Annotated in this window: 25 protein-coding genes and 1 pseudogene; 11 read left to right on the forward strand and 15 right to left on the reverse strand. The window is 73.6% G+C overall.

The features are described 5' to 3' along the window. Positions 1–6: 6 nt before the first annotated feature. Positions 7–420: an apotyrosinase chaperone MelC1 gene (gene melC1, locus ACWCRA_RS28345; protein WP_451068936.1), complete on the reverse strand. Its 414-nt coding sequence runs from the start codon at positions 418–420 to the stop codon at positions 7–9. A gap of 480 nt (positions 421–900) precedes the next feature. Between melC1 and ACWCRA_RS28350 the strand changes: the two genes are divergently transcribed. Next, positions 901–1950 carry a lactonase family protein gene (locus tag ACWCRA_RS28350; protein WP_451068937.1) on the forward strand — a complete coding sequence of 350 codons (1050 nt, stop codon included), beginning with the start codon at positions 901–903 and terminating at the stop codon, positions 1948–1950. An 88-nt stretch (positions 1951–2038) separates the two neighbouring features. Here ACWCRA_RS28350 and ACWCRA_RS28355 read toward each other — a convergent pair whose 3' ends face one another. The 4 genes from ACWCRA_RS28355 to ACWCRA_RS28370 all read right to left on the reverse strand — a co-directional run bounded on the left by ACWCRA_RS28355 (position 2039) and on the right by ACWCRA_RS28370 (position 5972). After that, on the reverse strand, positions 2039–2959 hold the full coding sequence (locus tag ACWCRA_RS28355; protein WP_351557159.1) for a sirohydrochlorin chelatase: 921 nt from the start codon (positions 2957–2959) through the stop codon (positions 2039–2041). 110 nt (positions 2960–3069) lie between these two features. After that, positions 3070–4050, reverse strand: a complete 981-nt coding sequence (locus ACWCRA_RS28360; protein ID WP_451068938.1) for an N-acetylglucosamine kinase — start codon at positions 4048–4050, stop codon at positions 3070–3072. After that, a complete protein-coding gene (locus ACWCRA_RS28365) occupies positions 4047–4709 on the reverse strand; it encodes a uracil-DNA glycosylase (protein WP_451068939.1) in 663 nt (220 codons plus the stop codon). Before ACWCRA_RS28365 ends, ACWCRA_RS28360 begins: the two co-directional genes overlap by 4 nt. Positions 4710–4880: 171 nt before the next feature. After that, positions 4881–5972 (reverse strand): NADH:flavin oxidoreductase/NADH oxidase, encoded by a 1092-nt coding sequence (locus ACWCRA_RS28370; RefSeq protein WP_451068940.1) that lies wholly within the window; start codon positions 5970–5972, stop codon positions 4881–4883. Positions 5973–6226: 254 nt separating this feature from the next. Between ACWCRA_RS28370 and ACWCRA_RS28375 the strand changes: the two genes are divergently transcribed. Beyond that, positions 6227–6625, forward strand: a complete 399-nt coding sequence (locus ACWCRA_RS28375) for an ArsR/SmtB family transcription factor (protein ID WP_451068941.1) — start codon at positions 6227–6229, stop codon at positions 6623–6625. A 16-nt stretch (positions 6626–6641) separates the two neighbouring features. Here the strand turns inward: ACWCRA_RS28375 and ACWCRA_RS28380 are convergent, their stop codons facing one another. Next, a complete protein-coding gene (locus tag ACWCRA_RS28380) occupies positions 6642–7991 on the reverse strand; it encodes an FAD-dependent oxidoreductase (RefSeq protein WP_351557173.1) in 1350 nt (449 codons plus the stop codon). Between the two features lie 161 nt (positions 7992–8152). Here ACWCRA_RS28380 and ACWCRA_RS28385 point away from each other — a divergent pair, with 161 nt between their 5' ends. Next, positions 8153–8818 carry a DUF6214 family protein gene (locus ACWCRA_RS28385; RefSeq protein WP_451068942.1) on the forward strand — a complete coding sequence of 222 codons (666 nt, stop codon included), beginning with the start codon at positions 8153–8155 and terminating at the stop codon, positions 8816–8818. A 29-nt stretch (positions 8819–8847) separates the two neighbouring features. On the opposite strand, the gene ACWCRA_RS28390 is transcribed toward ACWCRA_RS28385, so the two are convergent. Continuing rightward, positions 8848–9546 carry a DUF305 domain-containing protein gene (locus ACWCRA_RS28390; protein ID WP_351557179.1) on the reverse strand — a complete coding sequence of 233 codons (699 nt, stop codon included), beginning with the start codon at positions 9544–9546 and terminating at the stop codon, positions 8848–8850. A gap of 187 nt (positions 9547–9733) precedes the next feature. Here ACWCRA_RS28390 and ACWCRA_RS28395 point away from each other — a divergent pair, with 187 nt between their 5' ends. Further along, a complete protein-coding gene (locus tag ACWCRA_RS28395; protein WP_351557182.1) occupies positions 9734–11236 on the forward strand; it encodes an LVIVD repeat-containing protein in 1503 nt (500 codons plus the stop codon). A 24-nt stretch (positions 11237–11260) separates the two neighbouring features. Here ACWCRA_RS28395 and ACWCRA_RS28400 read toward each other — a convergent pair whose 3' ends face one another. The 6 genes from ACWCRA_RS28400 to ACWCRA_RS28425 form a co-directional block, all read right to left on the reverse strand. Further along, on the reverse strand, positions 11261–11881 hold the full coding sequence (locus ACWCRA_RS28400) for a TetR/AcrR family transcriptional regulator (protein ID WP_351557185.1): 621 nt from the start codon (positions 11879–11881) through the stop codon (positions 11261–11263). Positions 11882–12017: 136 nt separating this feature from the next. Next, a complete protein-coding gene (locus ACWCRA_RS28405; RefSeq protein WP_451068943.1) occupies positions 12018–12710 on the reverse strand; it encodes an HAD family hydrolase in 693 nt (230 codons plus the stop codon). A gap of 19 nt (positions 12711–12729) precedes the next feature. Continuing rightward, entirely contained in the window at positions 12730–13419 is a 690-nt protein-coding gene (locus ACWCRA_RS28410; RefSeq protein ID WP_351557191.1) for a phosphatase PAP2 family protein, read from the reverse strand. A gap of 106 nt (positions 13420–13525) precedes the next feature. Then, a complete protein-coding gene (locus tag ACWCRA_RS28415; RefSeq protein ID WP_351557194.1) occupies positions 13526–14461 on the reverse strand; it encodes a M56 family metallopeptidase in 936 nt (311 codons plus the stop codon). A 151-nt stretch (positions 14462–14612) separates the two neighbouring features. Next, positions 14613–15185, reverse strand: a complete 573-nt coding sequence (locus tag ACWCRA_RS28420) for a DUF5134 domain-containing protein (RefSeq protein WP_351557224.1) — start codon at positions 15183–15185, stop codon at positions 14613–14615. Positions 15186–15337: 152 nt separating this feature from the next. Continuing rightward, entirely contained in the window at positions 15338–15730 is a 393-nt protein-coding gene (locus tag ACWCRA_RS28425) for a VOC family protein (protein WP_351557197.1), read from the reverse strand. Between the two features lie 552 nt (positions 15731–16282). Between ACWCRA_RS28425 and ACWCRA_RS28430 the strand changes: the two genes are divergently transcribed. Beyond that, a complete protein-coding gene (locus ACWCRA_RS28430; protein ID WP_351557200.1) occupies positions 16283–16834 on the forward strand; it encodes a GNAT family N-acetyltransferase in 552 nt (183 codons plus the stop codon). Between the two features lie 48 nt (positions 16835–16882). On the opposite strand, the gene ACWCRA_RS28435 is transcribed toward ACWCRA_RS28430, so the two are convergent. Beyond that, the gene (locus ACWCRA_RS28435) at positions 16883–17566 is read right to left on the reverse strand and encodes a glycerophosphodiester phosphodiesterase (RefSeq protein WP_351557203.1); all 684 of its coding nucleotides are present in this window, start codon (positions 17564–17566) and stop codon (positions 16883–16885) included. A gap of 420 nt (positions 17567–17986) precedes the next feature. On the opposite strand from ACWCRA_RS28435, the gene ACWCRA_RS28440 reads away from it, so the two are divergent. The 4 genes from ACWCRA_RS28440 (at position 17987) to ACWCRA_RS28455 (ending at position 21914) form a co-directional block, all read left to right on the forward strand. After that, positions 17987–19402 (forward strand): DUF6421 family protein, encoded by a 1416-nt coding sequence (locus ACWCRA_RS28440; RefSeq protein ID WP_451068944.1) that lies wholly within the window; start codon positions 17987–17989, stop codon positions 19400–19402. A 26-nt stretch (positions 19403–19428) separates the two neighbouring features. Beyond that, positions 19429–20181, forward strand: coding sequence for an SDR family oxidoreductase (locus tag ACWCRA_RS28445; RefSeq protein ID WP_351557226.1), 753 nt, complete (start codon positions 19429–19431; stop codon positions 20179–20181). Next, a complete protein-coding gene (locus ACWCRA_RS28450; RefSeq protein WP_351557209.1) occupies positions 20160–21248 on the forward strand; it encodes a threonine aldolase family protein in 1089 nt (362 codons plus the stop codon). Before ACWCRA_RS28445 ends, ACWCRA_RS28450 begins: the two co-directional genes overlap by 22 nt. 87 nt (positions 21249–21335) lie before the next feature. Beyond that, a complete protein-coding gene (locus ACWCRA_RS28455) occupies positions 21336–21914 on the forward strand; it encodes a transglutaminase domain-containing protein (protein ID WP_351557212.1) in 579 nt (192 codons plus the stop codon). Positions 21915–22001: 87 nt separating this feature from the next. Here ACWCRA_RS28455 and ACWCRA_RS28460 read toward each other — a convergent pair whose 3' ends face one another. Beyond that, the gene (locus ACWCRA_RS28460) at positions 22002–22724 is read right to left on the reverse strand and encodes a lysophospholipid acyltransferase family protein (RefSeq protein ID WP_351557215.1); all 723 of its coding nucleotides are present in this window, start codon (positions 22722–22724) and stop codon (positions 22002–22004) included. A 261-nt stretch (positions 22725–22985) separates the two neighbouring features. Here ACWCRA_RS28460 and ACWCRA_RS28465 point away from each other — a divergent pair, with 261 nt between their 5' ends. Continuing rightward, positions 22986–23492, forward strand: coding sequence for a flavin reductase family protein (locus ACWCRA_RS28465; protein ID WP_351557218.1), 507 nt, complete (start codon positions 22986–22988; stop codon positions 23490–23492). A gap of 237 nt (positions 23493–23729) precedes the next feature. Further along, a pseudogene (locus tag ACWCRA_RS28470) lies at positions 23730–23811 on the forward strand (electron transfer flavoprotein subunit beta); the annotation flags it as partial.

The raw sequence follows: 23811 nt of genomic DNA on the forward strand, positions 1-23811 counted from the left end.
CCCGGCTCAGGCGGTGGGGTCGAACGGGACGACGACGGCGCCCTTGAGGGAGAGGACCGCGGTGCGCGCGGCGTCGAGCGGGGTCGCGAACCTCTCGTAGTGGTTGATCGGGCTGCTCCAGCCGCTCTTTCCGTGCTGCATCACATGGAGTTCGCGGCCGTCGATCAGCACGCGGTAGCCGGCGCCGTGGTGTCCCGCGTGGCCGTGGGCGTGGGCCTCGGCGGGCATGCCCTGGATACGGCGGCCCTTGTAGACCTCGTCGAAGGGCGCGGGACCGGAGGCAGTGCCTCCCTTGGCGGCGCCGCCCGTGCCCTGGGCGGGCGCGGGGTCCGCGGACGCGGTGGCCACCCCGATGAGCGCTACGCCCGCTGCTGCGCCGGTGACGGCCCCGAGGGTCTGGCGACGGGTGAGTCTGGACATGGCGGATGAACCCCCAGAAACATGGCTGAGGCGACCCCCCAGGTTGTTTGGGGCCGCCTTCACCATGCCTACACGGGGAGTGACCGTTCGCAGAAGTAGGGTGTTTTCGGTTGGCTGTCATATGGACAGGTCTTCGCAGGTCATACGCGTGTCACCGGCACCGTTCCCGGCCTCTGCGGGGGTGCTGTGGATTGCCGCAGCGAAGATTCCGCCGCACATGTGCCCCATACGTGAAGATCCTTCGGATCTTCACCGTGCCGCGGTGCTTCCGCGCGGAAATCTGATCATGGCTGGAAATAAGGGCAACCTCATGTCCACTACACCCGATTCGCCGGGATCGGCTGCCCGGACGCAACACCGGAACCCCCGCTTCCGGCCCCGCGTCCCGCGGCCGGCGGACCGGGAACGGGTGAAGACACTTGGTCTAGACCGCTGCTACCGTCTGCCGGGCCAGCGAACGATCAGTGAGGGGACAACGCTGTGGGCGACAAGAGCACCCGACGGGCATTCATCGGGTCGTTCACCTCGACGGGCGGGCGCGGCGTCATCGCAGCCGACGTCGACGGGGAGACCGGCGCGCTGACCGAGACAGGGGTCAGCGACGCTGTCGCCGACCCCTCGTACCTCGCCCTGGCCACCGTCGCGGGAGACCAGGTCCTCTACGCCGTCTCCGAGACATCGGAGGGCGCGGTGGGCGCCTTCGACCTCCGGGGGAGGGCGCCCCGGCCGATCGGCGCGCGGGTGCCTGTGTGCGGCGCGAGCCCCACCCATCTCGCCGTCCACGGCGGCCATCTGCTGACCGCCAACTACGGCTCCGGCAGCGTCACGGTCCTGCCCATCGGGCCCGCCGGCGAACCGGCCGCCGCCAGCGGCGTCCTCCAGCACGAGGGCGACGGCCCCGACCCCGACCGCCAGCGCGGGCCGCACGCCCACCAGGTGCTGCCCGACCCCAGTGGCCGGTGGGTGCTCGCCGTCGACCTCGGCACCGACTCCGTGCACATCAGCGCGCTCGACACCGCGACCGGCGAGCTGACCCGGCACGGCGAGACCCCGCTGCGCCCCGGCACCGGCCCCCGCCATCTGGCCTTCCACCCGGCCGGCACCCACGCCTATGTGCTGAACGAACTGGTGCCCACGCTCACCGTCTGCCGCTGGGACGCCGGGGCGGGCGTGCTGGAGCCGGTCGGCGAGGTGCCGGTGCTGCCGGACGGCACCGAGGGGCCCGCCTACCCCTCCGAGGTCGTGGTCGCCCCCGACGGGCGCCGGCTCTGGGCCGCGAACCGGGGACACGACAGCATCGCCGTGCTCTCCCTGGACGGGAGCGGCGAGCGGGCCGAGCTGATCACCACCGTGCCGTGCGGCGGGCGCTGGCCGCGCGATCTGACGCTCGACCCGTCGGGCCGCAGGCTCTACGCCGCCAATGAGCGCTCCGGGGACGTCACCTGGTTCGACCTCGACCCGGAGACGGGTGTGCCGCGGCGGGCGGGCTCCCTGGACGCCCCCGCGGCCTCCTGCGTGGTCTTTCTCTGACCCGCGGCCCCGATCTCCCCGGGTCCGGCCGACGGGCCGGGGCCGGGACCGGAGGGGAGGCCCGCACGGCGGGCCTCCCCTCCGGCCGTCAGTGCGCCGGCGAGCCCTGCGGCTGCGGGGTGATGCCCAGCGTCGCCGCGTACTGCGACAGCACCAGCTTGCCGATCGCGGGATAGGCGCCCAGCGGCTCGGCGGCGGAGCAGCCCGCCTCCTTCACGGCCGCTTCCAGCAGCCCGTCCGGCAGCTCCGGGCCGACCAGATACGGGGCCAGGGCCAGCTGGAGCGAGCCGGAGCCGCGCAGCTGATCCGCGATGGCGCCCACCGAGCCCTCCACATCGAGAGCCGCCGCCATCACCGGCACCGCGAGCCGCGCGGCCAGCAGCATCCCCGTGATCCCGGCCGCCCGCACGGCCTCCTCGCCCCCGACCGTCGCCAGGATGATGCCGTCGGCGGCCGTGGCCACCGTGAACAGCCTGGCCCGGTCGGCCCGCGCCAGACCCGACTCCGAGAGCCTCACGTGCAGGGCCTCGGCGAGCAGCGGATGCGGGCCGAGGACATCGGTCAGCTCCGCCACCGAGCCGCTGTCCATGACCGCCTGACGGACCCGCCGCATGAGCACGCTGTCCGGGCCCGCGAGCAGCGGCACCACGACCGCGGCGGGGCCCTCGGGCTCCGCCACCTCACGGCCGGCCGCCCGCGCGATCTCGTACCGCTCGGTGCGCCGCGCCGCCGTGTGGGCGAGAACGCTCTCCAGCGTGGGGTACTCGGAGTCGTCTCCGTCGAGATAGCCGATGCCGACATCGAGGCCCGGCAGCTCGGAGCGCGCGATGCTTATGGTCTCTTCGGCCAGGCTGCGGGTCGCGGGCGCGGGCACGCCGGGCACGGCGAGAATCAGCGCGGGCGCGCCCTCGGGGGCGGCCACCGGTTCCGGGCGGCGGTGCCGCCCGGACTGACGGGGGCGCGGCATTCGTACAGGCAGGCCGGACGCGGGCCCAGTGGGGGAGCTCATGGCGCCGCATGCTACTGGTTTTGAGGGCGTGGCTGTTCGGGGAGGGGGTGGTCGAGTGTCATCTGTCCACATTTATCCGATGGATATCGTGTGTCTGGGTACCCTGCGTCTCATCTGCCCCGCTCTGCCGGTACATGAAGCAGCGTCGGGTGGAGCGGCAGCCGCAGCGATCCCGTCGCGAGCGCGCCCGCCAGCAGCAGCGACCCGGCGAGCGGATCGCCGGCGGCGGGCACTGTCCGCGCGCCGGGCAGCCGCGCGGACAGCTCCTCCTCCAGGGGCGCGAGCAGGGGGGCGCCCATCTTGAACAGGCCCCCCGTCAGCGCGATGTCCAGCCCTCCGCCGGGCGGGCACACGGCCTCGGCCGCCTCGGCGATGTGACGGGCGGCCAGCGCGAGAACGGCGGCGGCCGGCCCGTCGCCCGCGGCGGCGCAGCGGGCGACCTCCGGCGCGAAGGAGGCCAGCACCGCCGGCCGGTCGGTGCGCGGATACACCGCCCCCGGCAGACCGCCGGCCGGACCGAACACCGCCTCGGCGGCCCTCAGCAGCGCGGCGGAGCCGCCGGACCGCCCGTCGTGGGCGCGCAGCGCGGCTTCGAGCCCGGCCCGGCCGATCCAGGCGCCGCCGCCGCAGTCGCCCAGCAGATGCCCCCAGCCGTCCGCCCGCCGCCAGCCCGTCAGATCCGTTCCCAGCGCGACCATGCCGGTGCCCGCGGCCACCACCGCGCCGGGGCGCTGCCCGAGCGCCCCGGCGTACGCCGTGACCGCGTCCGTCGCGAGCGCGAGCCGCCGCACCCCCAGGGACGCGGCGAGCGCTCCCGGCAGTTCGGCGCGCAGCCGGTCGCCGAGGGTCGCCATCCCGGCCGCCCCGATCGCCACCGCGGCGACCGGCCCGCCCCCGGCCGCCGCCAGCAGCTCCCGCGCCATCGGCACCAGTTGCTCCAGCAGATGCCCGGCGTCGATGCCGTCGCTCCCGGTGCGCACGGGCTCCCCGGAACTCAGGGTCCCGGCGCGCCCGGTGCCCGCGGCGCCGGCGAGACCGATCCGCAGCCCCGAGCCCCCGGAGTCCACCCCGAGGACCCAGGAGCCGGTCACGGCAGCCGCCACTCGACCGGCTGGGCCCCCTGACGCGCGAGGAGTTCATTGGTCCGGCTGAAGGGCCGCGAGCCGAAGAAGCCGCGGTCCGCCGACATGGGGGAGGGGTGCGCGGACTCGATCGCCGGCAGCTCGCCGAGCAGCGGGCGCAGATTGCGGGCGTCGCGCCCCCACAGCACCGACACCAGGGGGGTGCCCCGGGCGACCAGCGCCCGGATGGCCTGTTCGGTCACCTCCTCCCAGCCCTTGCCCCGGTGCGCCGCGGGTTTCCGGGGAGCCGTGGTGAGCGCTCGGTTGAGCAGCAGCACTCCCTGCCGGGTCCAGGGGGTCAGATCGCCGTTGGACGGCCGGGGGTGGCCCAGGTCCGTGTGCATCTCGCGGAAGATGTTGTCCAGGCTGCCCGGCACCGGCCGCACCTCGGGCGCCACCGAGAAGCTCAGGCCCACGGCGTGCCCCGGGGTGGGATAGGGGTCCTGACCGACGATCAGGACCCGCACATCCGCGAACGGCTGCTGAAAGGCGCGCAGTACGTGCGCCCCGGCCGGCAGATAGGTCCGCCCCGCCGCGATCTCCGCGCGCAGGAAGTCCCCCATCGCGGCGATACGGTCGGCCACCGGCTCCAGGGCGTCGGCCCAGCCCGGCTCGATAATTTCCTTCAAAGGTCGTCGCGCTGTCACAGTGCGTCACTCTACTGGGGTAATGAGGGTGTCCCGCACGGCCTCTCCCCTCCGTCCGCCGCGGCCCGCCCGGGGCCGCGCGCCCGGGGCTCCGCCGTCCCGGGCGCGCGCCGGTCCGCCCTCGGCCCCGGACAGCGCCCCGGGCGCGGGCCCTCAGCGCGAGCGGAGCAGGGAGCGCAGGTACTGCGGGGGCACCGGGACCTCCGCGCCCAGCGCTTCGGCCGCCTGCCGCGCCCAGGAGGGGTTGCGCAGCAGCTCCCGCCCGAGCAGCACCGCGTCCGCCTCGCCATTGGCGAGGATCTTCGCCGCCTGCCCGGCCTCCGTGATCAGGCCGACCGCCGCGACCGCGAGCCCCGTCTCCGCCCGCACCCGCGCCGCGAACGGCACCTGGTAGCCGGGGCCGGCGGGAATCCGCACCCGGGGCGCGTTGCCGCCGCTGGAGACATCGAGGAGGTCCACGCCGTGCTCCCGGAGCAGCGCGGCGAGGCGCACGGTGTCGTCGGCCGTCCAGCCGGCGCCCTCCAGCCAGTCGGTGGCCGATACGCGGAAGAACAGCGGCAGCTCGTCGGGCCAGACCGCGCGGACCGCGTCCACCACCTCCAGCGCGAACCTGACCCGGTTCTCGAAGGAGCCGCCGTACCGGTCCTCGCGGTGGTTGCTGTGCGGGGAGAGGAACTCGCCGATGAGATAGCCGTGCGCGCCGTGGATCTCGGCCACCCGGAAGCCCGCCTCCAGCGCGCGCCGGGCGGCGCGGGCGAACTGCTGCACGACCAGGGCGATCTGATCGACGGTCAGCTCGGTCGGCACCGGATGCCCCTCGTCGAACGGGACCGGGCTGGGGCCGACCGGCTGCCAGCCGTGCTCCCCGGGGCCCACCGGGGCCCCGCCCTGCCACGGCAGGCCGGTGGACGCCTTGCGTCCCGCGTGGGCCAGCTGGATTCCGGGGACGGCCCCCTGGCCGGCGAGGAAGCCGGCGATCCGGCGGAACGCGGCGGTCTGGGCGTCGTTCCAGAGTCCGAGGTCCGCCGGGCTGATCCGGCCCTCCGGGGCGACCGCGGTCGCCTCGACCAGGATCAGGCCGGTGCCGCCGGTGGCCCGGGCCGCGTAGTGGGCGAGGTGCCAGTCGCCGGGCGCACCGGTGTCCGGGCCGGTCACCGGTGCGGAGTACTGGCACATCGGCGCCATCCAGACGCGGTTCGGGATGGTCAGCGACCGCAGGGTGAAGGGCTCGAACAGTGTGCTCACGGCAGGCTCCTCGGGATGGCATGGTGAAGCGGCCGGGCCGGGCCCGATGGCGCGGCGGCCGATTCGTACGATACGCATCGTAGTACGGATTCCCTCAAACTACGAGCGCTCTCGTACTATTGGACGGGCGGCACCCCGGGACCCGCCGGAACCGCCCGGACCGACGCACCGGAACCGCCCGGACCGACGCGCCGGGACCCCCACGCGCCGGCGCGACCCGCCGGCGCACCGCACCGCACCGCACCGGCCGGCCGATGACCCGGCCGGCGCACCGACTCACCCACGAAAGAGGAGCCGCAGTGGACACCGCGACAAGCCCCCGTGAACTCGCCCACCCCGAGCGCGGGGACATCCGGCTGGAGGCCGTGCTGCACGCCCTCTCCGACCCCATGCGCCTGATCGTGGTCCACACTCTCGCCTCGGGCCCGGACCCGCTCTCCTGTTCGTACTTCGACCTGCCGGTGACCAAGTCGACCAGCACCCACCACTTCCGCGTCCTGCGGGAGAGCGGAGTGATCCGGCAGATCTACCAGGGCACATCGAAGATGAACGAACTGCGCCGCGACGATCTGGACGCGCTCTTCCCCGGGCTGCTCGACAGTGTCCTGACGGCGCTCGCGCGGCAGGCCGCCGCCGGCGGCCACCGCCGCTGACGCCGCCGCGCCGTTCTCAGGACTCCGCCGCCGCCAGCAGCCCCGCCCAGTCGGGGATCTTCACCGACCGGCGGCCCAGCGCGCTCCCGAGTGCCGTCTCCGCCGCCACGATCGCCTCCCACCCCGGCCAGCCCACCGGCCGCTGACCGGCGGCGGTCAGCGCCGCCAGCGGGTCCGCCGCCACCCGCCGGGCGGTGAGCGCCGCCGCGTCGTCGAGGAGGGAGGCCACGGTCTCCTTGGCGCACGGCCGGTTGGTGCCGATCACCCCGGTCGGGCCCCGCTTGATCCAGCCCGCGACGTACTCCCCGGGCGACGGCACGCCCTCGCGCAGCACCCGCCCGGCCGCGTGCGGAACCGTGCCCCGCTCGGAGTCGAAGGGCAGCCCCGGCAGCGGCGTTCCCCGGTAGCCGACGGCCCGCAGCACCAGTCCCGCCCCGATGTCCTCGTACGCCCCGGTGCCCCGCACCCCTCCCGCGCCGTCGGGCACGGTCCGTTCGAACCGTACGCCCGCCACCCGGCCGTCCCGCTCCAGCAGCTCCACCGGCCGCAGGAAGAAGCGCAGCCGGACACACCGCCCGCGCCCCTCGGCGGGCCGCTCCGCCCAGCCCCGCACGACCTCGATGTTCCTTCTGGCCGCCGCCGGCAGGGCCGCCGCCGCCGTCCCGTCGGCGTACGCCGGGTCCAGGGCCAGTTCCGCGGGGTCGACCAGGAGATCCGCCGCCGGCAGCGAGCCCAGCTCCCGCAGCTCCTTCGTGGTGAACCTGGCCTGCGAGGGGCCGCGCCGGGCCACCATGTGGACCTCGCGCACCCCGCTGAGCGCGAGGGCGCCCAGGGCGCCCTCGGGCACATCGGTCGGGCGCAGCTCCGCCGCCTCCCGGGCGAGCACCCGGGCCACATCGACCGCCACATTGCCCGCGCCGATCACCACGGCCGAGCGCGCGGCCAGCCCGAATCCGCGCTCCGCCGCGTCCGGATGGGCGCTGTACCAGGAGACGAAGTCGGTGGCCGAGTGGCTGCCGGGCAGCTCCTCGCCGGGGATGCCGAGTCTGCGGTCCCGGGCGGCGCCCACGCAGTACACCACCGCGTGGTAGAGGCCCAGCAGCTCCGCGGGGCCGGGGCCGGACCCGCCGATCTCGACATGGCCGACGAAGTCGATCCGGTCGTGCTCCAGCACCGCGCGGAGACTGTTCTGGAGGGACTTGATCTTCTCGTGGTCGGGCGCCACCCCGTAGCGGACCAGTCCGTACGGGCAGGGGAGCCGGTCCAGGACATGCACCCGGACATCGGGGACCCGGTTCTGGAGGACGAGGTCCTGAGCGGTGTAGACCCCGCTGGGGCCCGCCCCGACGACGGCGACGCGAAGCACGGCGCACTCCTTCCCGCGGGAGGTCTCCAGCATCCCACCGGAGAGCGGGCCTGGGGAGTGACGGGCGGCGACGACCGGGGGCCGTCCGAGCTGAGCTGACAGGGTGCCTTGCGGCGCACCTCATGCGTGCCGCCGCACATATGCATGACTTGACTGGTTACGTGTTAATTGTGCAGGAAACGGGGTTTCTTAACACGAATGATCAGTACGATCCGGGTGAGTCGCTGCCCTCTCCGCCCGTCTGGGAGGTCCAGGGCCACGGGGCGGTCACCGTCACCGGGTCGGCCCTCCCCGCTCCGGGAGCCCCACCCCCGTGGTTCGACGTCCGGCTGACCTTCGCCGACGGAGCGCGGTTCGATGTGGTCGCGGTGGTGACGGAGGGCCGGCTGGCGATCGAGGAGCTGCGGGCCGACCCGCCGCTGCCGCTGCCCGGCCTCGCGGTCCTCGCGGCCCGGATCGGGGAGCCGCTGGAGGACGCCTGCCGCACCGCCGCGGCACCGGGACCCGTATGGCAGGGGCCCGATCCCTTCGCGGCCACCGCACGGCCCGCCGCGCCCCCCGTGCCCGCCCTCCCCGTGCCCGCTGCCGCCGAACCGGCCGGGCCGCCCAGCGCCTCCCGGCGCCGCGGACGGGGCCGCTCCACCGCGCCCCGGGGCAGGGCGGGCCGCCGCATCGCCGCCGACGCCTACCGGGCGGCGCAGCGCGAGGGCTCCGATCCCGTCCTCGCCGTGATGGGCGCGACCGGGCGCAGCCGCCGCCGATCCCTGCGGCTCATCGCCGGCGCCCGGGACGAGGGATATCTCGCTCCCCGCCACAACCGCCGCTGACCGCCCGCGCCCCCGGTGCCCCTCCGGGGTCAGAGTCCGCGCATCCGGCCGATCTCGGTGGTCTGGCTCGCGATCACATCGCCCGCCATCTCCTCCACCCGGACGTTGTTCCCGTCGGCGAGCACCTCGGCCGCCATGGAGATCGCCCCTTCGTGGTGAGTGATCATCAGCTTCAGGAACAGCTCGTCGAAGGCCTTCCCCTCCGCCGCCCGCAACTGTGCGAGCTGTGCCCCGGTCGCCATCCCCGGCATGGAGCCGGCGTCGTGGCCCCCGCCGTGATCCCCGTGCCCGCCCTGCCCCCCGCCGTCCCCGGCCCGGCTCCCGCCCTCGCTCTCCAGCCACCCCTCCATGGCGGCGATCTCCGGTTCCTGGCCGGCCGAGATCCGTTCCGCCAGCGCCTCGACCCGGGGGGAGTGCACCCGCCCCGGCACCAGGCCGGTCATCGTCAGCGCCTGTCTGTGGTGCTCGATCATCCGGTGCGCGTACGCGAGGTCGGCCTCGTTGGGCGAATCGTCCGGCAGCTCCTTCCGCGCGTCCTCGGCGGAGAGCGTCCGCGCCGGCTCACCCGGCTTGCCGGGGACCACCACCGATGCCTCCGGGCCCTTCCCGGCCCCGGGCTCCGCGCCGCCGGAACCGGACTCGCAGGCCCCCAGGGCCAGTACGGCCACGGCGACCGCGGCCACGGCGGCCGGTCCGCGCGTCGCTGGGGTCCGTCGGCGGTTCGGCATGGCGGCCTCCTGTGCCACTGGGGGCGGTTGACGACTGTTCGGCATCCGTCCTAACACGGTTCCGGGGTCCGGTGATCAGAAACTTTCATTACGTCTCTGTTGCCAGTTGTTGAGATGTCCATGCAAGGGAAGATACTTCCGTGGTCCATCAACCGTTCGGCCATGAACGGAATCCAGGGAGGACGCAGTGACCCTGTCGCACATTCATCGCCCACGGCGGAGACGGCTGGGCGCGGCCACCGCCGCGGCCGGGCTCCTCGCCGCGCTGCTGACGGCCGGCCCCGCGCTGGCCACCCCCGACCCCGGGGACACCGCCGCCGGGAAGGGGGCCGTCTCCTCAGGTCAGGAGGCCGAGACCCGGGCCGCCATCGCGAGCGGTGAGATACCCGGCGTGGACGAGATCGTCCACAGCGCCAACGTCGAACACCTCGTCAACGTTCCCAAGGGCGCGCTCAAGAGCCTCAACACCGACATCTCCTTCCAGGGGAAGTACGCCTACGCGGGGAACTTCGAAGGCTTCACGATCTACGACATCAGCAACCCGAAGTCGCCGAAGACCGTCTCGGAGGTCCTCTGCCTCGGCAGTCAGAACGATGTCTCGGTAAGCGGCGACCTGCTCTTCCTCTCCACCGACTCCTCCCGCAGCGACAGCTCCTGCAACAGCACATCGCAGTCCGCCACGGTGAAGGACTCGTGGGAGGGCATCAAGGTCTTCGACATCAGCGACAAGCGCAACCCGAAGTACGTCGCCGCCGTCGAGACCGCCTGCGGATCGCACACCAACACCATCCTGCCCGAGCGCCGCGATGTGTACGTCTACGTCTCGTCGTACTCGCCGCACGCCTCGCTGCCCGACTGCCAGCCGCCGCACGACGGCATCTCCATCATCAAGGTGCCGCGCAAGGCCCCGGAGCGGGCCCGGGTCATCGACTTCCCGGTGCTCTTCCCCGACGGCGGCCACCCCGGCGACCCCGGCAACCCGGACATCTGGGCGACCACCGGCTGCCACGACATCACCGTGCTCCCCTCCAAGGACCTGGCCGCCGGCGCCTGCATGGGGGACGGCGTCCTCCTCTCCATCAAGAACCCGGAGCGCCCGAGGGTCATCGACCGCGTCCAGGACAACGAGAACTTCGCGTTCTGGCACTCGGCCACCTTCAACCAGAAGGCCAACAAGATCGTCTTCACCGACGAGCTGGGCGGCGGCGGCTCGGCCACCTGCAACGCCGAGATCGGGCCCAAGCGGGGTGCCAACGGCATCTACGACATCGTCGGCAAGGGCGACCAGCGCAAGCTGGTCTTCCGGAGCTACTTCAAGATCGACCGGCACCAGGCCCCCACCGAGGTCTGTGTCGCGCACAACGGCTCGCTCATCCCGGTGAAGGGCCGTGACCTGATGGTCCAGGCCTGGTACCAGGGCGGCATCTCCGTCTGGGAGTTCACCGACTCCGCCAGGCCGAAGGAGATCGGCTTCTTCGAGCGCGGCCCGGTCAACCCCAGCCGGGTCACCACGGCCGGACCGTGGTCGGCCTACTACTACAACGGCCATGTCTACTCCAACGACATGGCCAAGGGTCTCGACGTGCTGAAGATCAACGACAGGCGCACCGACCCGGCGAAGCGGGTGTGGCTGCCCGAGCTGAACGCACAGACCCAGCCCGACTACTTCGACCACGACCACGACGACTGAGCCGCTGTCAGCGGTGCTCCGCGCTCAGCGCGCGTTCCGCCGGGCGGGCCCCCCGCCCGGCGGAACGCCCAGCTCCCAGTCGAGTCCGTACCGCTGGAACAGCTCGGCCCGCAGCCGCGCCGGCTCCATCGGCGCCCCCGGCAGCACGATCGCGAAGACGGCCCCCATCAGCAGCGCCCGCAGCAGCGGATAGTCCGTATCGGGCCGGGGTGAGCCGTACCGCTCCACGGCACCCCGCAGCAGCGCCGCCAGCCGCTGCTGCTCGGGGCACTGCACGAAGCCCTCGGCCTGGAGCACCCCCGACATATGCGTCCGCATCAGCGTCGGACGGTCCACGGCGAGCCCCAGAACGGCGTCGATCGCCCGCGCCAGCAGTTCGTGCCCGTCCTCGGTGCGCGGCTCACGGCAGAGCGCCGCCTCCAGCGTGCGGTGCATCAGCCGGTGGACGGCCGACTGGAGCAACTGCCGTTTCCCCGGGAAGTAGTACGAGACCAGACCGCGCGCCGAACCCGCCCGATCGGCGATATCGGCCAGCGTCGTGGCCTCGTACCCCCGCTCGCCGACCAGCTCCACCGCGGCCTGGAGCAGCCGCTCCCGGGAACGCCGGCGCATCTCTTCATTGACCGATGGGCGCCGCGGGGACATGCTTGACTCCTGCGTTGACTGGCTCCGAGCCAATATACTCAGCGCGGTACGCCGCGAGGGCCTCAGGGCCTGGCCGGCGGGTCCGTCCCGGACCGGGCGACGCGGGGGATCGCCCGGCCCGAGGACGGCCGTCCTCTCAGCGGTGCTCCAGCACCGGCCGCAGCCCGCACGGCCGCTCGGCCACCGGCAGATGGTCCACCAGGCGGACCGCGCAGCCGAGTGCCGCCGCCCCGCCGTCCGCCTCCCGGTCGTCGCCCACCATCAGCGCGTCGCCCGGACGGACCCCCAGCGCCTCGCAGGCCGCCCGGAAGAGCCGTGCGTCGGGCTTCTGCACCCCGTGCTCGTACGACAGCACATACGCGTCCACCAGCTCGTCCAGCCCGTGCCGGCGGAACACCGGGCGCAGATCCCAGCCGATGTTGCTCACCACGGCGATCCCGGTGCCGCGCTCCCGCAGCTCGCGCAGCACCCCCGCCGCGTCCGGGTAGGGCTGCCAGGCGTCCGGGTGCGTATGGCGCTCGTACAGCGCCTCGTACAGGCCCGGGTCCGGCAGCTCCACCCGGCGGGCCAGCGCCGTGTACACGGCCCGGTGGCGCTCGGCGCTCTCGTCGCGCACGGCCCATCCGGCGGCCAGCTCCGGCGGCAGCTCCCTCGGCGAGGGGCCGCCCGGCAGCGCTCCGGCCGCCGCCAGTTGTTCCGCGTACCGGGTGAAATCGGCCTCGCTCACGGCGGTGCCGCGCGCTTCGAGGGTCGCGCGCAGCCACTCCCGCACGGACTCGACACGGAAGAGGGTCCCGGAGAAATCGAAGAGCACGCCTGTGATCGCCATGCCGTCGATCCTTCCCGGCTCAGCGCGAGCGGGACAAGACCGTCCGTCCGTACAGGGTGATCGCCAGGGTCACACAGCACGCCCCCATCAGCCAGCCGGCCAGCACATCCGTGGGCCAGTGGACCCCCAGATAGAGCCGGGTCAGCCCCACACCCAGGACCGAGACGGCCGCCGCCGCCACGCTCCACCACCAGCGCGGGCCGCTCCGCACCCCGCGCCGTGCCAGCACCCACAGCAGCAGCCCGCAGGCGACGGTCGCCGTCATCGCGTGACCGGACGGAAAGGCCGCGAAGTGCGCCGAGTCGACCGGGTCGGTCCACTGCGGGCGCTCCCGCCCCACCGCCCACTTGAGGACCTGCTGGAGCAGCGCGCTCAGGACGGCCGTGGCCGCGATCCACGCCGCGAACACCCGATCGCGCCGCCACCACAGCCACACCACGGCAGCCGCCATCAGCGCCCGCATGGTCCACGGGTCCCAGAACCAGTCGGTCAGCACCCGGTTGACCTGGACGAACCCGGGTTCGGTGACCGCGGAGCGGTGCAGCGCGCCGGCCACGGACCGGTCGAAGGAGAGCAGCGGCGACCAGCCGGCGGCGACCAGCGCCAGCAGCGCGGCGGAGAGGGCGGCCAGGATCGCGGTGGCCCGCGCCGGGGCGGAGGTCCGGCGGGACACCGGGGGAGCGGCGGGGGCCGGTCGGGGGGAGTGCATGGGGGGATCATTCCTGTCGCGTGGGGGATACGGGCATCCCGCGCGCCCCGCGCGCCGTCGCGGGCCCCGGTGCTCCGGGACCGCGCGGCGGGCCCGGGGCGGCGGGTCAGGCCAGGGCGCGGAGCGCGGGGACGAACGCCACCAGCAGGGGGACCACCGGCACCAGCGCCGCCGCCGCGGTCAGCCGGAGCCGGCGGGCCGGGGTGAGTCTGGGGGTCGCGGAGAGCAGCCGGTTGACGCGCTGGGGGAGGTCCCCCTCGGGGGCGGCGCACGGCCCGAAGACCCCGCGGTCCTCGTTGAGGCCCACCAGCGCCAGCGCGATCGTCAGCCGTCCGAACCGCTTGGACGCGACATCGTCGGCGGCCAGCTCCACCAGCCGGTGCATCTCGTCGCGGAACGCGGCGAAGACCGGGACCTGCGGAAAGCCGTTGGCCAGCGCGGCGGAGCAGTGCAGCAGCCAGTCGTGGCGGGCCCGGGCGTGCCCCTGCTCATGGGCGAGCACGGCATCGAGCTGGCGGCCCTTGAGCCGGTGCAGCGCGGCGGTGGTGATGACGAGCTGGGGCGCCGAGCCCGGCAGCCACCAGGCGTCGGGCCGCTCGCCCTCCAGCACCACCAGCCGCTCGCTGCCCGGCTGTTCGCCCGGCAGCAGGGGGGCGCGCACCAGCAGCTCCTCGCGCCGCTTCCGGCGCCGCGCCCGCGCGTGGCTGATCTCCCGGGTCAGCATCGCGGCGCTCCACAGGCCCCCGCAGGCCAGCAGGGTCGCCAGCGCAGCCGGCCACGGCTCGTCGGTGCCCAGCGCGTAGGCGTCCACCACGGCGCTGGGCGCCGGCGCGAAGACCTGGCCGCGCACCAGCTGCCAGGCCGCGGCGGCGCTGAAGGTCATGGAGAGCGCGAAGGACAGCAGGACGGCGGCCACCACGCACTGCCACACCCAGAGCGCCACGATCGGCTCGCGCTCGGACCAGTCGGCGCGCGACACCAGCCGCGGGGCCAGAACGGCGGCCAGTGCGCCGAGCGACAGCAGCACAAGGGAGACCAACATGTGATCAGCCTATGAGTGCGGGACGGGCCCGAGGTACGGGCACGCCCGGCAAGTGACGCACGCCACGTTTCCGGGTGGCCGGAAAGGGCGCGTGGGCGCGATTCCTCCGCCCGGCCGCCCGGCACCGGCCCGGAGCCGGGCGGCCCGGGGCTCAGAGGGTGAGGAGCATCGCCAGCATGGCGAGCCCCATGGACAGCCGGCAGGCACCGGCGAGACCGGGATCGCGCTCGCCGCCGGGCGGCGCGGCGGGCCGGGCGCCCCTGCCCGGCGGCGAGCCGCCCGCCGGGGCCAGCCGCACCCCGGCGCGCAGCACGTAGACCGCGTAGTACGCCAGCAGCGCGCCGGTCAGCGCGGGCACCCCCGCCGCCGGGTGCCCGCCGTGGTGGGCCGGTGCCGCGCCGGGCACCATCGCCAGCGCCATGTAGACCATCGCGAGCGAGCCGACCAGATGGTGCAGATGGTGGACGGGACCGGCGCGGGCGGCCCACAGAGCGGCGAGAGCCGCGCCGCCGAAGACCGCCGCGTACACCGGCCAGGCCCACCCGGGCGGCGCGAACGCGGCGGCGGGCACGGCCATGGCCGCCATCCCCAGCCCCATCAGCGCCTCGCCCCCCGCCGCCGCCCGGGCCGGGCCGGAGCAGCCGCGCATCCGGGCCAGACAGTACCCACCGGTCGTTCCGCAGAGCGCGACGAGCAGCCAGCCGGACAGCGCGGGTCCGTGCACGGAGACCCCCCAGGGCATCGACGGCGTCCGGAGGGTCGATGCCCGCCCCTCGCGGGGCACACGCGAGCGCACGGGAGTGCGCGGAGGTGCACGGGGGTGTCACGGGGAGCACACGGCGTTCATCGCTCCGTGCACGCCCCCCGGGCGCCGGGTCAGGGCCGGTAGCGCAGAGGGTGGTCGGCGGGCACCTCCACCACGGCGATCCGATGGCCGTCGGGGTCCGCGATCCACATCTCGATCAGCCCCCAGGGCCGCAGCGAGGGCGGCTCCAGCACCTCCACGCCCCGCGCCGCCAGCTCCTCGTGGACGGCGTCCGCGTCCTCGACCTGGAGCCACAGCTCCACGCCCGCCCCGGGGCCCCTCCCCTCGGCCCGCCCCGACAGCTCCAGGAAGCCGCCGCCCAGGAAGTAGACCGTGCCCCGCTCGCCGGGCCCGGTCCCGAACTCGCGGTGAACCGCCAGGCCGAGGGTCTGTCCGTAGAACCGCCTGGACCGCTCGGGGTCGACGGGGCGGATGATGATCCGGCTGCTCAGCACATGCACCATGGACGCACCCTAGGGTCTTCCGCCGGGACCTGGCCCCCGCACCGCACCACGGCCCCCCGCACCGCACCACGCCCCCTGTGCCCCGGCACCGGCCCCCTGTGCCCCGGCGGGCACGGGAGGCCGCCACCGCGGTGGCCCCGTCCTCCGCCGCGCGACGCACGGCACCGGAGCCCGCGCCCCATCCCGGCGAAAGCCACCGGGACGCGCGCGCACGTCCCGACCGCCCCGCGGCGCCCCGGGCCGCGGGGGCCCTCGCCGCGTTGGAGGACGATCCTCCGCCTCACGGCGCGTCCCCGCGGACCCCGGCGCCGGTGCGCCGCACCCCCGCCCCTTCCACCGGGCGGACGATCCCACGGCCCGCACACGGCCCGGGACCTTCCCCGGGATCAAGGGCGGCCCCCCGGGGTCACCCGGCCGGCGACGCCTCCCGCGCGGACCCGGGGTCCCGCCGTATCCGGATCGGAGCGCCGGGCCCGGACCCCGTACCCTCGTGGCGTCCGCACCCGCACGTCCGCCGGACACACCGACTACCTCCCCGGGGGAGAGCCGCCCATGGACACCGCACCGCACCCGCCCCGCGCCGGCGGCTCCCTCACCTTCCGGGAGGCCGCCGAGGCCGATGTGCCCGCCCTGTACGAGCTGATCCAGGCGGCCTACCGGGACGGCGCCGGGGGCTGGACCACCGAGGCCGCCCTCATCGGCGGCGGGCGGATCGGCGCGCCCCAGCTCCGCGAGATCATCGGCGCCGAGGGCGAACTGCTGATCGTCGCGGAGCGCGAGGGCGCCGTCGTCGGCTGCTGCCGGCTCGAACACCGGGGCGCGACGGCCCTCTTCGGTCTCTTCGCCGTCCACCCCCGCCTCCAGGCGGGCGGCCTCGGCCGGCGCATCCTCGCCGAGGCGGAGCGGCGCGCCCGCGAGACCTGGGGTGTCCGCGCGGTGCACATGACGGTGATCTCGCTCCGGGACGAGCTGATCGCCTGGTACGAGCGCCGGGGCTACCGCCGTACGGGAGAGCTGACCCCCTTCCCGTACGAGGAGGAGACCGCGAGCGAGCCGTTCCGCGACGACCTCACCTTCGAACTGCTGGTCAAGGAGGTGCGCTGACCCCCGGGAGGTCCCCGGCCGGGGAGCGGCGCCCGGGGAACCCGTCCGTCACGCCGTGAACCGGCCCGTGCGCCTGATCTCGGGGAAGTCGGTGGTCACCCCGTCGAGTTCGAGGGCGCGGGCGAGCCGCAGCTGCTCCTGGGTGTTCACCACCCAGCCGATCACCTCGATCCCCTCCGCGTGCGCCCGCTCGACCACCTCCAGGGTCAGCCGGCGGATGTCCAGCGCCAGAGTGTCCGCGCGCACGGCGCGTGCGCGGTCCACGATGTCCGCGCCCCAGCGGCCGGCGATCAGCACCGTCCGCGCGCCGGGCACCAGCACGGCGATCTCCGCCACGGCCTCGTCGTGGAAGGACGACACGGTGACCCGGCCGGTCAGATCGCGGCGCAGCAGCACATCGGCGAGCGCCCGGGCGGCGGCCACGTCCTTGATCTCCGCCTGGAGCGGGGAGCGCACCGCGTCGACGACCTCCTCGAAGAGGGGCACCCGCTGCCCGTCACCCGCGTCCAGCTCCCGCAGCTCCGCGAGCGTCTTCTCGGCGATCGGGCCGGAGCCGTCGGTCGTCCGGTCGACCTCGGAGTCGTGCATGACGACCAGCGCGCCGTCCTTGCTGAGGTGCAGATCGAGTTCGATGGCGTCCATGCCGCAGCGTTCGGCCCGGACGAAGGAGCGCAGGGTGTTCTCGGGCTCGACGCCCATGACCCCGCGGTGACCGATGGTGAGGAAAGTCAAGTCTCTCTCGCTTCCGTCGACGGCGGCTCCCGTCCGGCGCGGTCCGAGGGCGCCGTCCGGCAAGGACGCAGCCTAATGGCCCGCCCCGGAGGGGCAACCGCTTCCGCCCGGCCGGTTCGGCGGCTTCAGGCCGCCGGTCCCGCGCCGTCCGCCGCGCCCCGCGCTCCGGTGGGCCGGGCGCCCGCCTCACCCGTGCGTGGGCGTGTCCGCCACCGGCTTGACGCACCGGCCGCCCGGCGGCGCCGGCACCGCGCGGGACGGCGCGGGAATGACGCAAGCCATCGCGGGTACGCTCCACGGCCGTAAACCTTCCGGCGGAAATGGGGGTGGCGCAGGATAATTTCTTTGAGGCCACTTGTCCTGAAGAACGCCCCATGGATACGGTGTCTTGACGCGAGGTTCTCCTGTGGAGGAAGTGACATGACGGAAATTCTTGTGCAGGACGCCGCCACCGCGGCCATATCCACCGACAGCCGGGTAGTCGAGCACCCGGCCTGGTCCCGGCTCAAGAGTGCCGTCGGCGAGATCCGGCCCTGGCAGTCCCCGGACGGCTCCATCGACTTCGAGGCCGAGGGCGCCCCCTCCCGCGCCGCCGCCGAGTCCGCCGTGGCCAGGGTCGCCGACGCCGTGGACGAGCTGTCGCCCCTGCTGCCGCACGACAGCGCGTACCACCGCGCTCTCGTCGCCGATCTGCGCACGTGGGCCGATGGCGCCTTCGGCGTCCCCGACTTCCTGGACTCGCTGCTCGCCTTCCGCCCCGCCGCCGACCGCGCCCACGGCCGCCAGCACCTCGTCGTGTTCCCCATGTACACGCAGAACGGCAACCCGGACCGCAATCTGGAGGCCGTCGTCCTGCGCATGGTGTGGCCCGAGTGGCTCGCGGAGCTGGAGCGCACCCGCTACGACAACCCGCTCTTCCTCGGCATCACCTTCGAGGACTTCACCGCCGGGTACGACACCAACTCCGCGGTCCTCTTCCCCGAGACCATCGCCGTCCGCGAGGCCCCCGAGCGCTTCAGCTGGGGCGGCATCTTCTGCGACCGCGAGGCCGCCCGCTTCCGCGCCGTGACCAACGCCGCCGTGGACATCCTCGGGCTCGACCTGCCCGACGACATCCGGGAGATGGTGCGGGACCAGGAGCGCTGCCAGGAGGCCTTCGTCCTGTGGGACATGGTCCACGACCGCACCCACAGCCACGGCGACCTCCCCTTCGACCCCTTCATGATCAAGCAGCGCCAGCCGTTCTGGATGTACGGCCTGGAGGAGCTGCGCTGCGACCTGACCGCCTTCAAGGAGGCCGTCCTCCTGGAGGCCGACGGCGTCGCCCAGGCCCGCGACGTGCAGTACGCCGTCCTCTTCGACCGGATGTTCCGCTTCCCGGTCACCGGCGAGCGCGTCCGCAACTACGACGGCCTCGGCGGACAGCTCCTCTTCGCCTATCTCCACCAGCACGACGTGCTGCGCTGGACCGACAACACTCTCAAGATCGACTGGGAGCGGGCCCCCCAGGTCACCAACCAGCTCTGCGCGGAGATCGAGAAGCTCTACCGGGACGGCATCGACCGGCCCAAGCTCGTCCACTGGTTCGCCGCCTACGACCTGGTCGCGCGGTACCTCTCCCCGCACCCCGGCTCCCGCTGGGCCAAGGGCCCCGATGCCCTCGACCTGAGCCTGCCGCCCCGGAAACTCGTCGACGACGTGCTTCCGGACGAGTTTCCGCTCAGCATGTTCTATGAGGCGCTCTCCAAGAAGCTGAAGAAGGTGATCGCCGCCACGAAGGGGATCACCGCGGCGGGCCCGGCGGCAGCCGGCACCGCTTCCGGAGCAGCGGCGTGAGCACACGTACCAAGGAGGCGACGACCATGAAGAACTCAGGCGGTCCGCTGGAGGGCGCCGTGGTCGCGGTCGCCGGAGCGGCCGGACCCGCGGGGCGTGCGGCCCTGCTGCGGCTGGCCGAGGCCGGGGCGACCGTCGTCGGGGCCGACGCGGACCCCGAACGGCTGGCCTCGGCGGTCGACGCCGCCCGCTACGCGCACGGCGGCGCCACCGTCACCGGTGACACCGTCGATCTGCTCGACCTGGCCGCCACCCGCGAGTGGGCGGCCAGGACCGAGAAGGAGTTCGGCCGGATCGACGGACTGGTCCACCTCGTCGGCGGCTGGCGCGGCAGCTCCTCCTTCACCGCCACCGAGCCGGCCGACTGGGATCTGCTGGAGCGGCTGCTGATCCGCACCGTCCAGCACACCTCCCTCGCCTTCCACGACGGACTGCTCCGCAGCGACCGCGGACGCTATCTGCTGATCAGCGCCGCCGGCGCGGGCCGGCCCACCGCGGGCAACGCGGCCTACGCCGCCTCCAAGGCCGCGGCCGAGGCCTGGACGCTGGCGCTCGCCGACTCCTTCCGCAAGGCGGGGGGCGACGACGGCCCCGCGGCCGCTGCCGCGATCCTTGTGGTGAAGGCTCTGGTGCACGACGCCATGCGCGCCGAGCGCCCGAACGCGAAGTTCGCGGGCTTCACCGATGTCACCGAGCTGGCCGACGCCATCGCGGGCGTCTGGGACCGGTCCGCCGAGGAAGTGAATGGACAGCGCCTGTGGCTGACGCCCCAACCGTGAAGAGCACGACCACGGCGGCCCGCCGCCACCACGACCCCGAGGTGCGCGGGTTCGCCAGCGACAACTACGCGGGTGCCCACCCGGAGATCCTCGCGGCCCTCGCGCTCGCCAACGGCGGCCACCAGGTCGCCTACGGCGAGGACGCGTACACCGACCACCTCCAGCGGGTCATGCACAGCCACTTCGGCTCCACGGCCGAGGCGTTCCCGGTCTTCAACGGCACCGGCGCCAACGTCACCGCACTCCAGGCGCTGACCGACCGCTGGGGCGCGGTGATCTGCGCAGAGTCCGCGCACATCCATGTGGACGAGGGCGGCGCCCCGGAGCGGATGGGCGGGCTGAAGCTGCTCACCGTGCCGACCCCGGACGGCAAGCTCACCCCCGAGCTGATCGACCGCCAGGCCTGGGGCTGGGACGACGAGCACCGGGCCATGCCCCAGGTCGTGTCGATCACCCAGAACACCGAACTCGGGACGGTCTACACCCCCGCCGAGATCCGGGCCATCACCGAACACGCCCATGAGCGCGGTATGAAGGTCCATCTCGACGGCGCCCGGATATCCAACGCGGCGGCGTCCCTGAACGTCCCGATGCGGACCTTCACCAACGCGGTGGGCGTCGATGTCCTCACCTTCGGCGGCACCAAGAACGGCATGCTCTTCGGCGAGGCCGTCGTCGTCCTCAACCCGGACGCCGTCAGTCATATGAAGCATCTGCGCAAGCTGTCGATGCAGCTCGCCTCCAAGATGCGCTTTGTCTCGGTGCAGTTGGAGGCCCTGCTCGCCCGCGATCTGTGGCTGCGCAACGCCCGGCACTCCAATGCCATGGCCACCCGGCTCGCGGCGGGCGTACGGCAGATCGACGGGGTCGAGATCCTCTACCCCGTCCAGGCCAACGCGGTCTTCGCCCGGCTGCCCAACGCGGTGAGCGAGCGGCTCCAGCAGCGGTTCCGCTTCTACTTCTGGGACGAGGCCGCCGGCGATGTGCGGTGGATGTGCTCCTTCGACACCACCGAGGACGATGTGGACTCCTTCCTCCAGGCGCTGAAGGAGGAGATGGCCCGCTGACCGGCCCTCTCTCCCCATATGGTGCATGAATATACGGCCGACCGGAAAGTCATTGACTCCGGTCGGCCGTTTTTCTAGGGTCGCTGCATGGAACTCCGCCAGCAGACCCCGGATCTCTCCGCCTATCTCGCCGCCGACGAGGCCATCGACCACGAGCACCCCCTGGTGCGCGAGACGGCCGCCCGCCTCCGGGACGGCAGCGGCGACGCCCACACGTACGCCCGGGCCGCCTTCGCGTTCGTCCGCGACACCATTCCGCACTCCCATGACGCCGATGACCCCCGCGTCACCTGGCGCGCCTCCGACGTGCTCCGGCTGCGCACCGGCATCTGCTACGCGAAGGCCCACGCCCTGGCCGCCCTGCTGCGGGCCGAGGGCATCCCCACCGCGCTCTGCTACCAGAGGCTGGACGTGATCCACGGGCTGATCGCCGTACGGCTGCCCGGGCGCGAGCGCTGGGACCGGCAGGACCCCCGGGGCAACAAGCCCGGGGTCGATGCGCGGTTCTCCCTCGACGGGGAGCGGCTGGCTTTCCCCGTCCGGCCGGGGTCGGATGAGAGGGACTATCCACTGCTGTACGCCGCACCGCATCCCGCGGTGCTCCACGTCCTCCGGGGCGCGGCCGACCGGGAGTCACTCTGGGCGCGACTCCCCACCGAACTGTGAGGCGCCCCGGCGCCCCGGCACCCCGGCATGCCGCGCACGTTCACCGTCTCCGACGGGGTGAGGGCGCCGGCGCGACCGCTCCCGGCCTCAGCTCGCGCCGCGGACCTCCGCGGCCGTCGGCGCCGTACCCCCGAGATGCGCGGGCACCCACCAGGTGTCCGACGCGTCCTTGGGGCGTACGGGGTAGGAGCGCTGAGCGGCCTCCAGCAGCTCCTGCACCCGCTCGCGCAGCCGCCGGGTGATCGCCCCCGCGTACTGGTCGGTGGGCGCGTCGACCGGCTCGCCCACCCGGATCGTCACCGGGATGTGGCTGCGCTTGAAATTGCGCGGACGGCCCTTGGTCCACAGCCGCTGGGTGCCCCACACCGCCATGGGGATCAGCGGCACCCCCGCGTCCTGCGCCAGCCGGGCGGCGCCCGACTTGAAGGACTTCAGCGTGAACGACTCCGAGATGGTCGCCTCCGGGAAGACCCCGACGATCTCCCCGGCGCGCAGCGCGTCCAGCGCCTGCTGATAGGCGGCCTCGCCCTGCTTGCGGTCCACCGGGATGTGCTTCATGCCGCGCATCAGCGGACCGGAGACCCGGTGGCGGAAGACGGAGTCCTTCGCCATGAAGCGCACCAGGCGCTTCTGGGGGAGGGCGGTGAGCCCGCAGAAGATGAAGTCCAGATAGCTGATGTGATTGCTGACCAGCACGGCGCCGCCCGTGCGCGGAATGTTCTCCGACCCCTGAGTGTCGATCTTCAGGTCCAGCGCCTTGAACAGGGTGAGAGCGGCACCGACGACCGGCCGATAGACAAACTCTGCCATCTGGGGAGGACCCTTCTGTCGTGCCCGGGGAGGGTTCGCCCGGTGTAAGTTACGCAGCCGTAGGTTTTCGGCACTGGGGCAGATCGTGCCCCATGTGCGCCGCTCTGACCAGTCCTGGAGCCGGTGACGGGGGAGATTCTCGTCACGTCGTACATTTCTGGTCCTCGGCGAGGGCAGTCAGCACTTGACTGCACCTGCCACATATCGAAAGCCTGACGCCGTGTCCGCTGAATCTCCGCTGCTCCGGCAGGGTGCCACGCCATGACGGCCTCGCCCGAACCCGGCATTCATCCGCCCGCCTCTCCCGAGCTGCTCCGCTCCGTCTTCCGCCGCCACGCGGCGGGCGTCGCGGTGATCACCGCCCGGGGCGAGATGCCCGCCGGATTCACCGCCACCTCGCTCACCTCCGTCTCCGCCGACCCCCCGATGGTCTCCTTCGGGGTCGCCTCCACGTCCGTCAGCGGGGGGATCGTCGCCCGGTCGGCCCATGTCGGAGTGCACATACTCGGCGAACACCAGGCCGAGCTGGCCGCCACCTTCGCCCGCCGGGGCGCCGACCGCTTCGGCCCGCCCACCCGTTGGCGCGTCGGGCCGGAGGGGGTTCCGCTCCTCGGCGGCGTGCTGGCGTGGATGGTCTGCCGGGTGGTCTCCCGCGTCCCGGCCGGCGACCACAGTCTGGTCGTCGCCGAGGCGGTCACCGGAACGCTGTCGTCGCCGGGCCGGCCGCTCCTCTACCACCAGGGCCGTTTCAACGCGTTGCGGGACTGAGGAGTGCCCTGACGGGGTAGTCCGATCCGGTGTCGGCGGGGTCGGCAACGTCACAGTTCTCCGGCCCTGGCGGCAGGGTAGGTTGAAGTCGTACTGGTGAGTAATATTCCGTTCGGAACACCGGTTGTCCGACCGGAAATCCCCGCCTTCCGGCTCCTGTGCCGTCTGGCGGGCAGGCCCCTCGGCCCTCGGCGCGGGGGACCCACAGTGATGACCATTGCTAGGAGGAGAGCCGGCGTGAGCTTGAGGATCGTTGTCTGTGTGAAGTATGTGCCCGATGCCTCGGGTGACCGTGGCTTCGCCGGGGATCTGACGGTGG

This window comes from Streptomyces sp. NPDC001889 (assembly GCF_053594535.1).

Bases quoted from the DNA above. Each gene is read 5' to 3' on its own strand.
- melC1 (WP_451068936.1), bottom strand. From the start codon at position 420: ATGTCCAGACTCACCCGTCGCCAGACCCTCGGGGCCGTCACCGGCGCA.
- ACWCRA_RS28355 (WP_351557159.1), bottom strand. From the start codon at position 2,959: ATGAGCTCCCCCACTGGGCCCGCGTCCGGCCTGCCTGTACGAATGCCG.
- ACWCRA_RS28375 (WP_451068941.1), top strand. From the start codon at position 6,227: ATGACCCGGCCGGCGCACCGACTCACCCACGAAAGAGGAGCCGCAGTG.
- ACWCRA_RS28390 (WP_351557179.1), bottom strand. From the start codon at position 9,546: ATGCCGAACCGCCGACGGACCCCAGCGACGCGCGGACCGGCCGCCGTG.
- ACWCRA_RS28400 (WP_351557185.1), bottom strand. From the start codon at position 11,881: ATGTCCCCGCGGCGCCCATCGGTCAATGAAGAGATGCGCCGGCGTTCC.
- ACWCRA_RS28405 (WP_451068943.1), bottom strand. From the start codon at position 12,710: ATGGCGATCACAGGCGTGCTCTTCGATTTCTCCGGGACCCTCTTCCGT.
- ACWCRA_RS28410 (WP_351557191.1), bottom strand. From the start codon at position 13,419: ATGCACTCCCCCCGACCGGCCCCCGCCGCTCCCCCGGTGTCCCGCCGG.
- ACWCRA_RS28415 (WP_351557194.1), bottom strand. From the start codon at position 14,461: ATGTTGGTCTCCCTTGTGCTGCTGTCGCTCGGCGCACTGGCCGCCGTT.
- ACWCRA_RS28425 (WP_351557197.1), bottom strand. From the start codon at position 15,730: ATGGTGCATGTGCTGAGCAGCCGGATCATCATCCGCCCCGTCGACCCC.
- ACWCRA_RS28430 (WP_351557200.1), top strand. From the start codon at position 16,283: ATGGACACCGCACCGCACCCGCCCCGCGCCGGCGGCTCCCTCACCTTC.
- ACWCRA_RS28440 (WP_451068944.1), top strand. From the start codon at position 17,987: ATGACGGAAATTCTTGTGCAGGACGCCGCCACCGCGGCCATATCCACC.
- ACWCRA_RS28445 (WP_351557226.1), top strand. From the start codon at position 19,429: ATGAAGAACTCAGGCGGTCCGCTGGAGGGCGCCGTGGTCGCGGTCGCC.
- ACWCRA_RS28455 (WP_351557212.1), top strand. From the start codon at position 21,336: ATGGAACTCCGCCAGCAGACCCCGGATCTCTCCGCCTATCTCGCCGCC.
- ACWCRA_RS28460 (WP_351557215.1), bottom strand. From the start codon at position 22,724: ATGGCAGAGTTTGTCTATCGGCCGGTCGTCGGTGCCGCTCTCACCCTG.
- ACWCRA_RS28465 (WP_351557218.1), top strand. From the start codon at position 22,986: ATGACGGCCTCGCCCGAACCCGGCATTCATCCGCCCGCCTCTCCCGAG.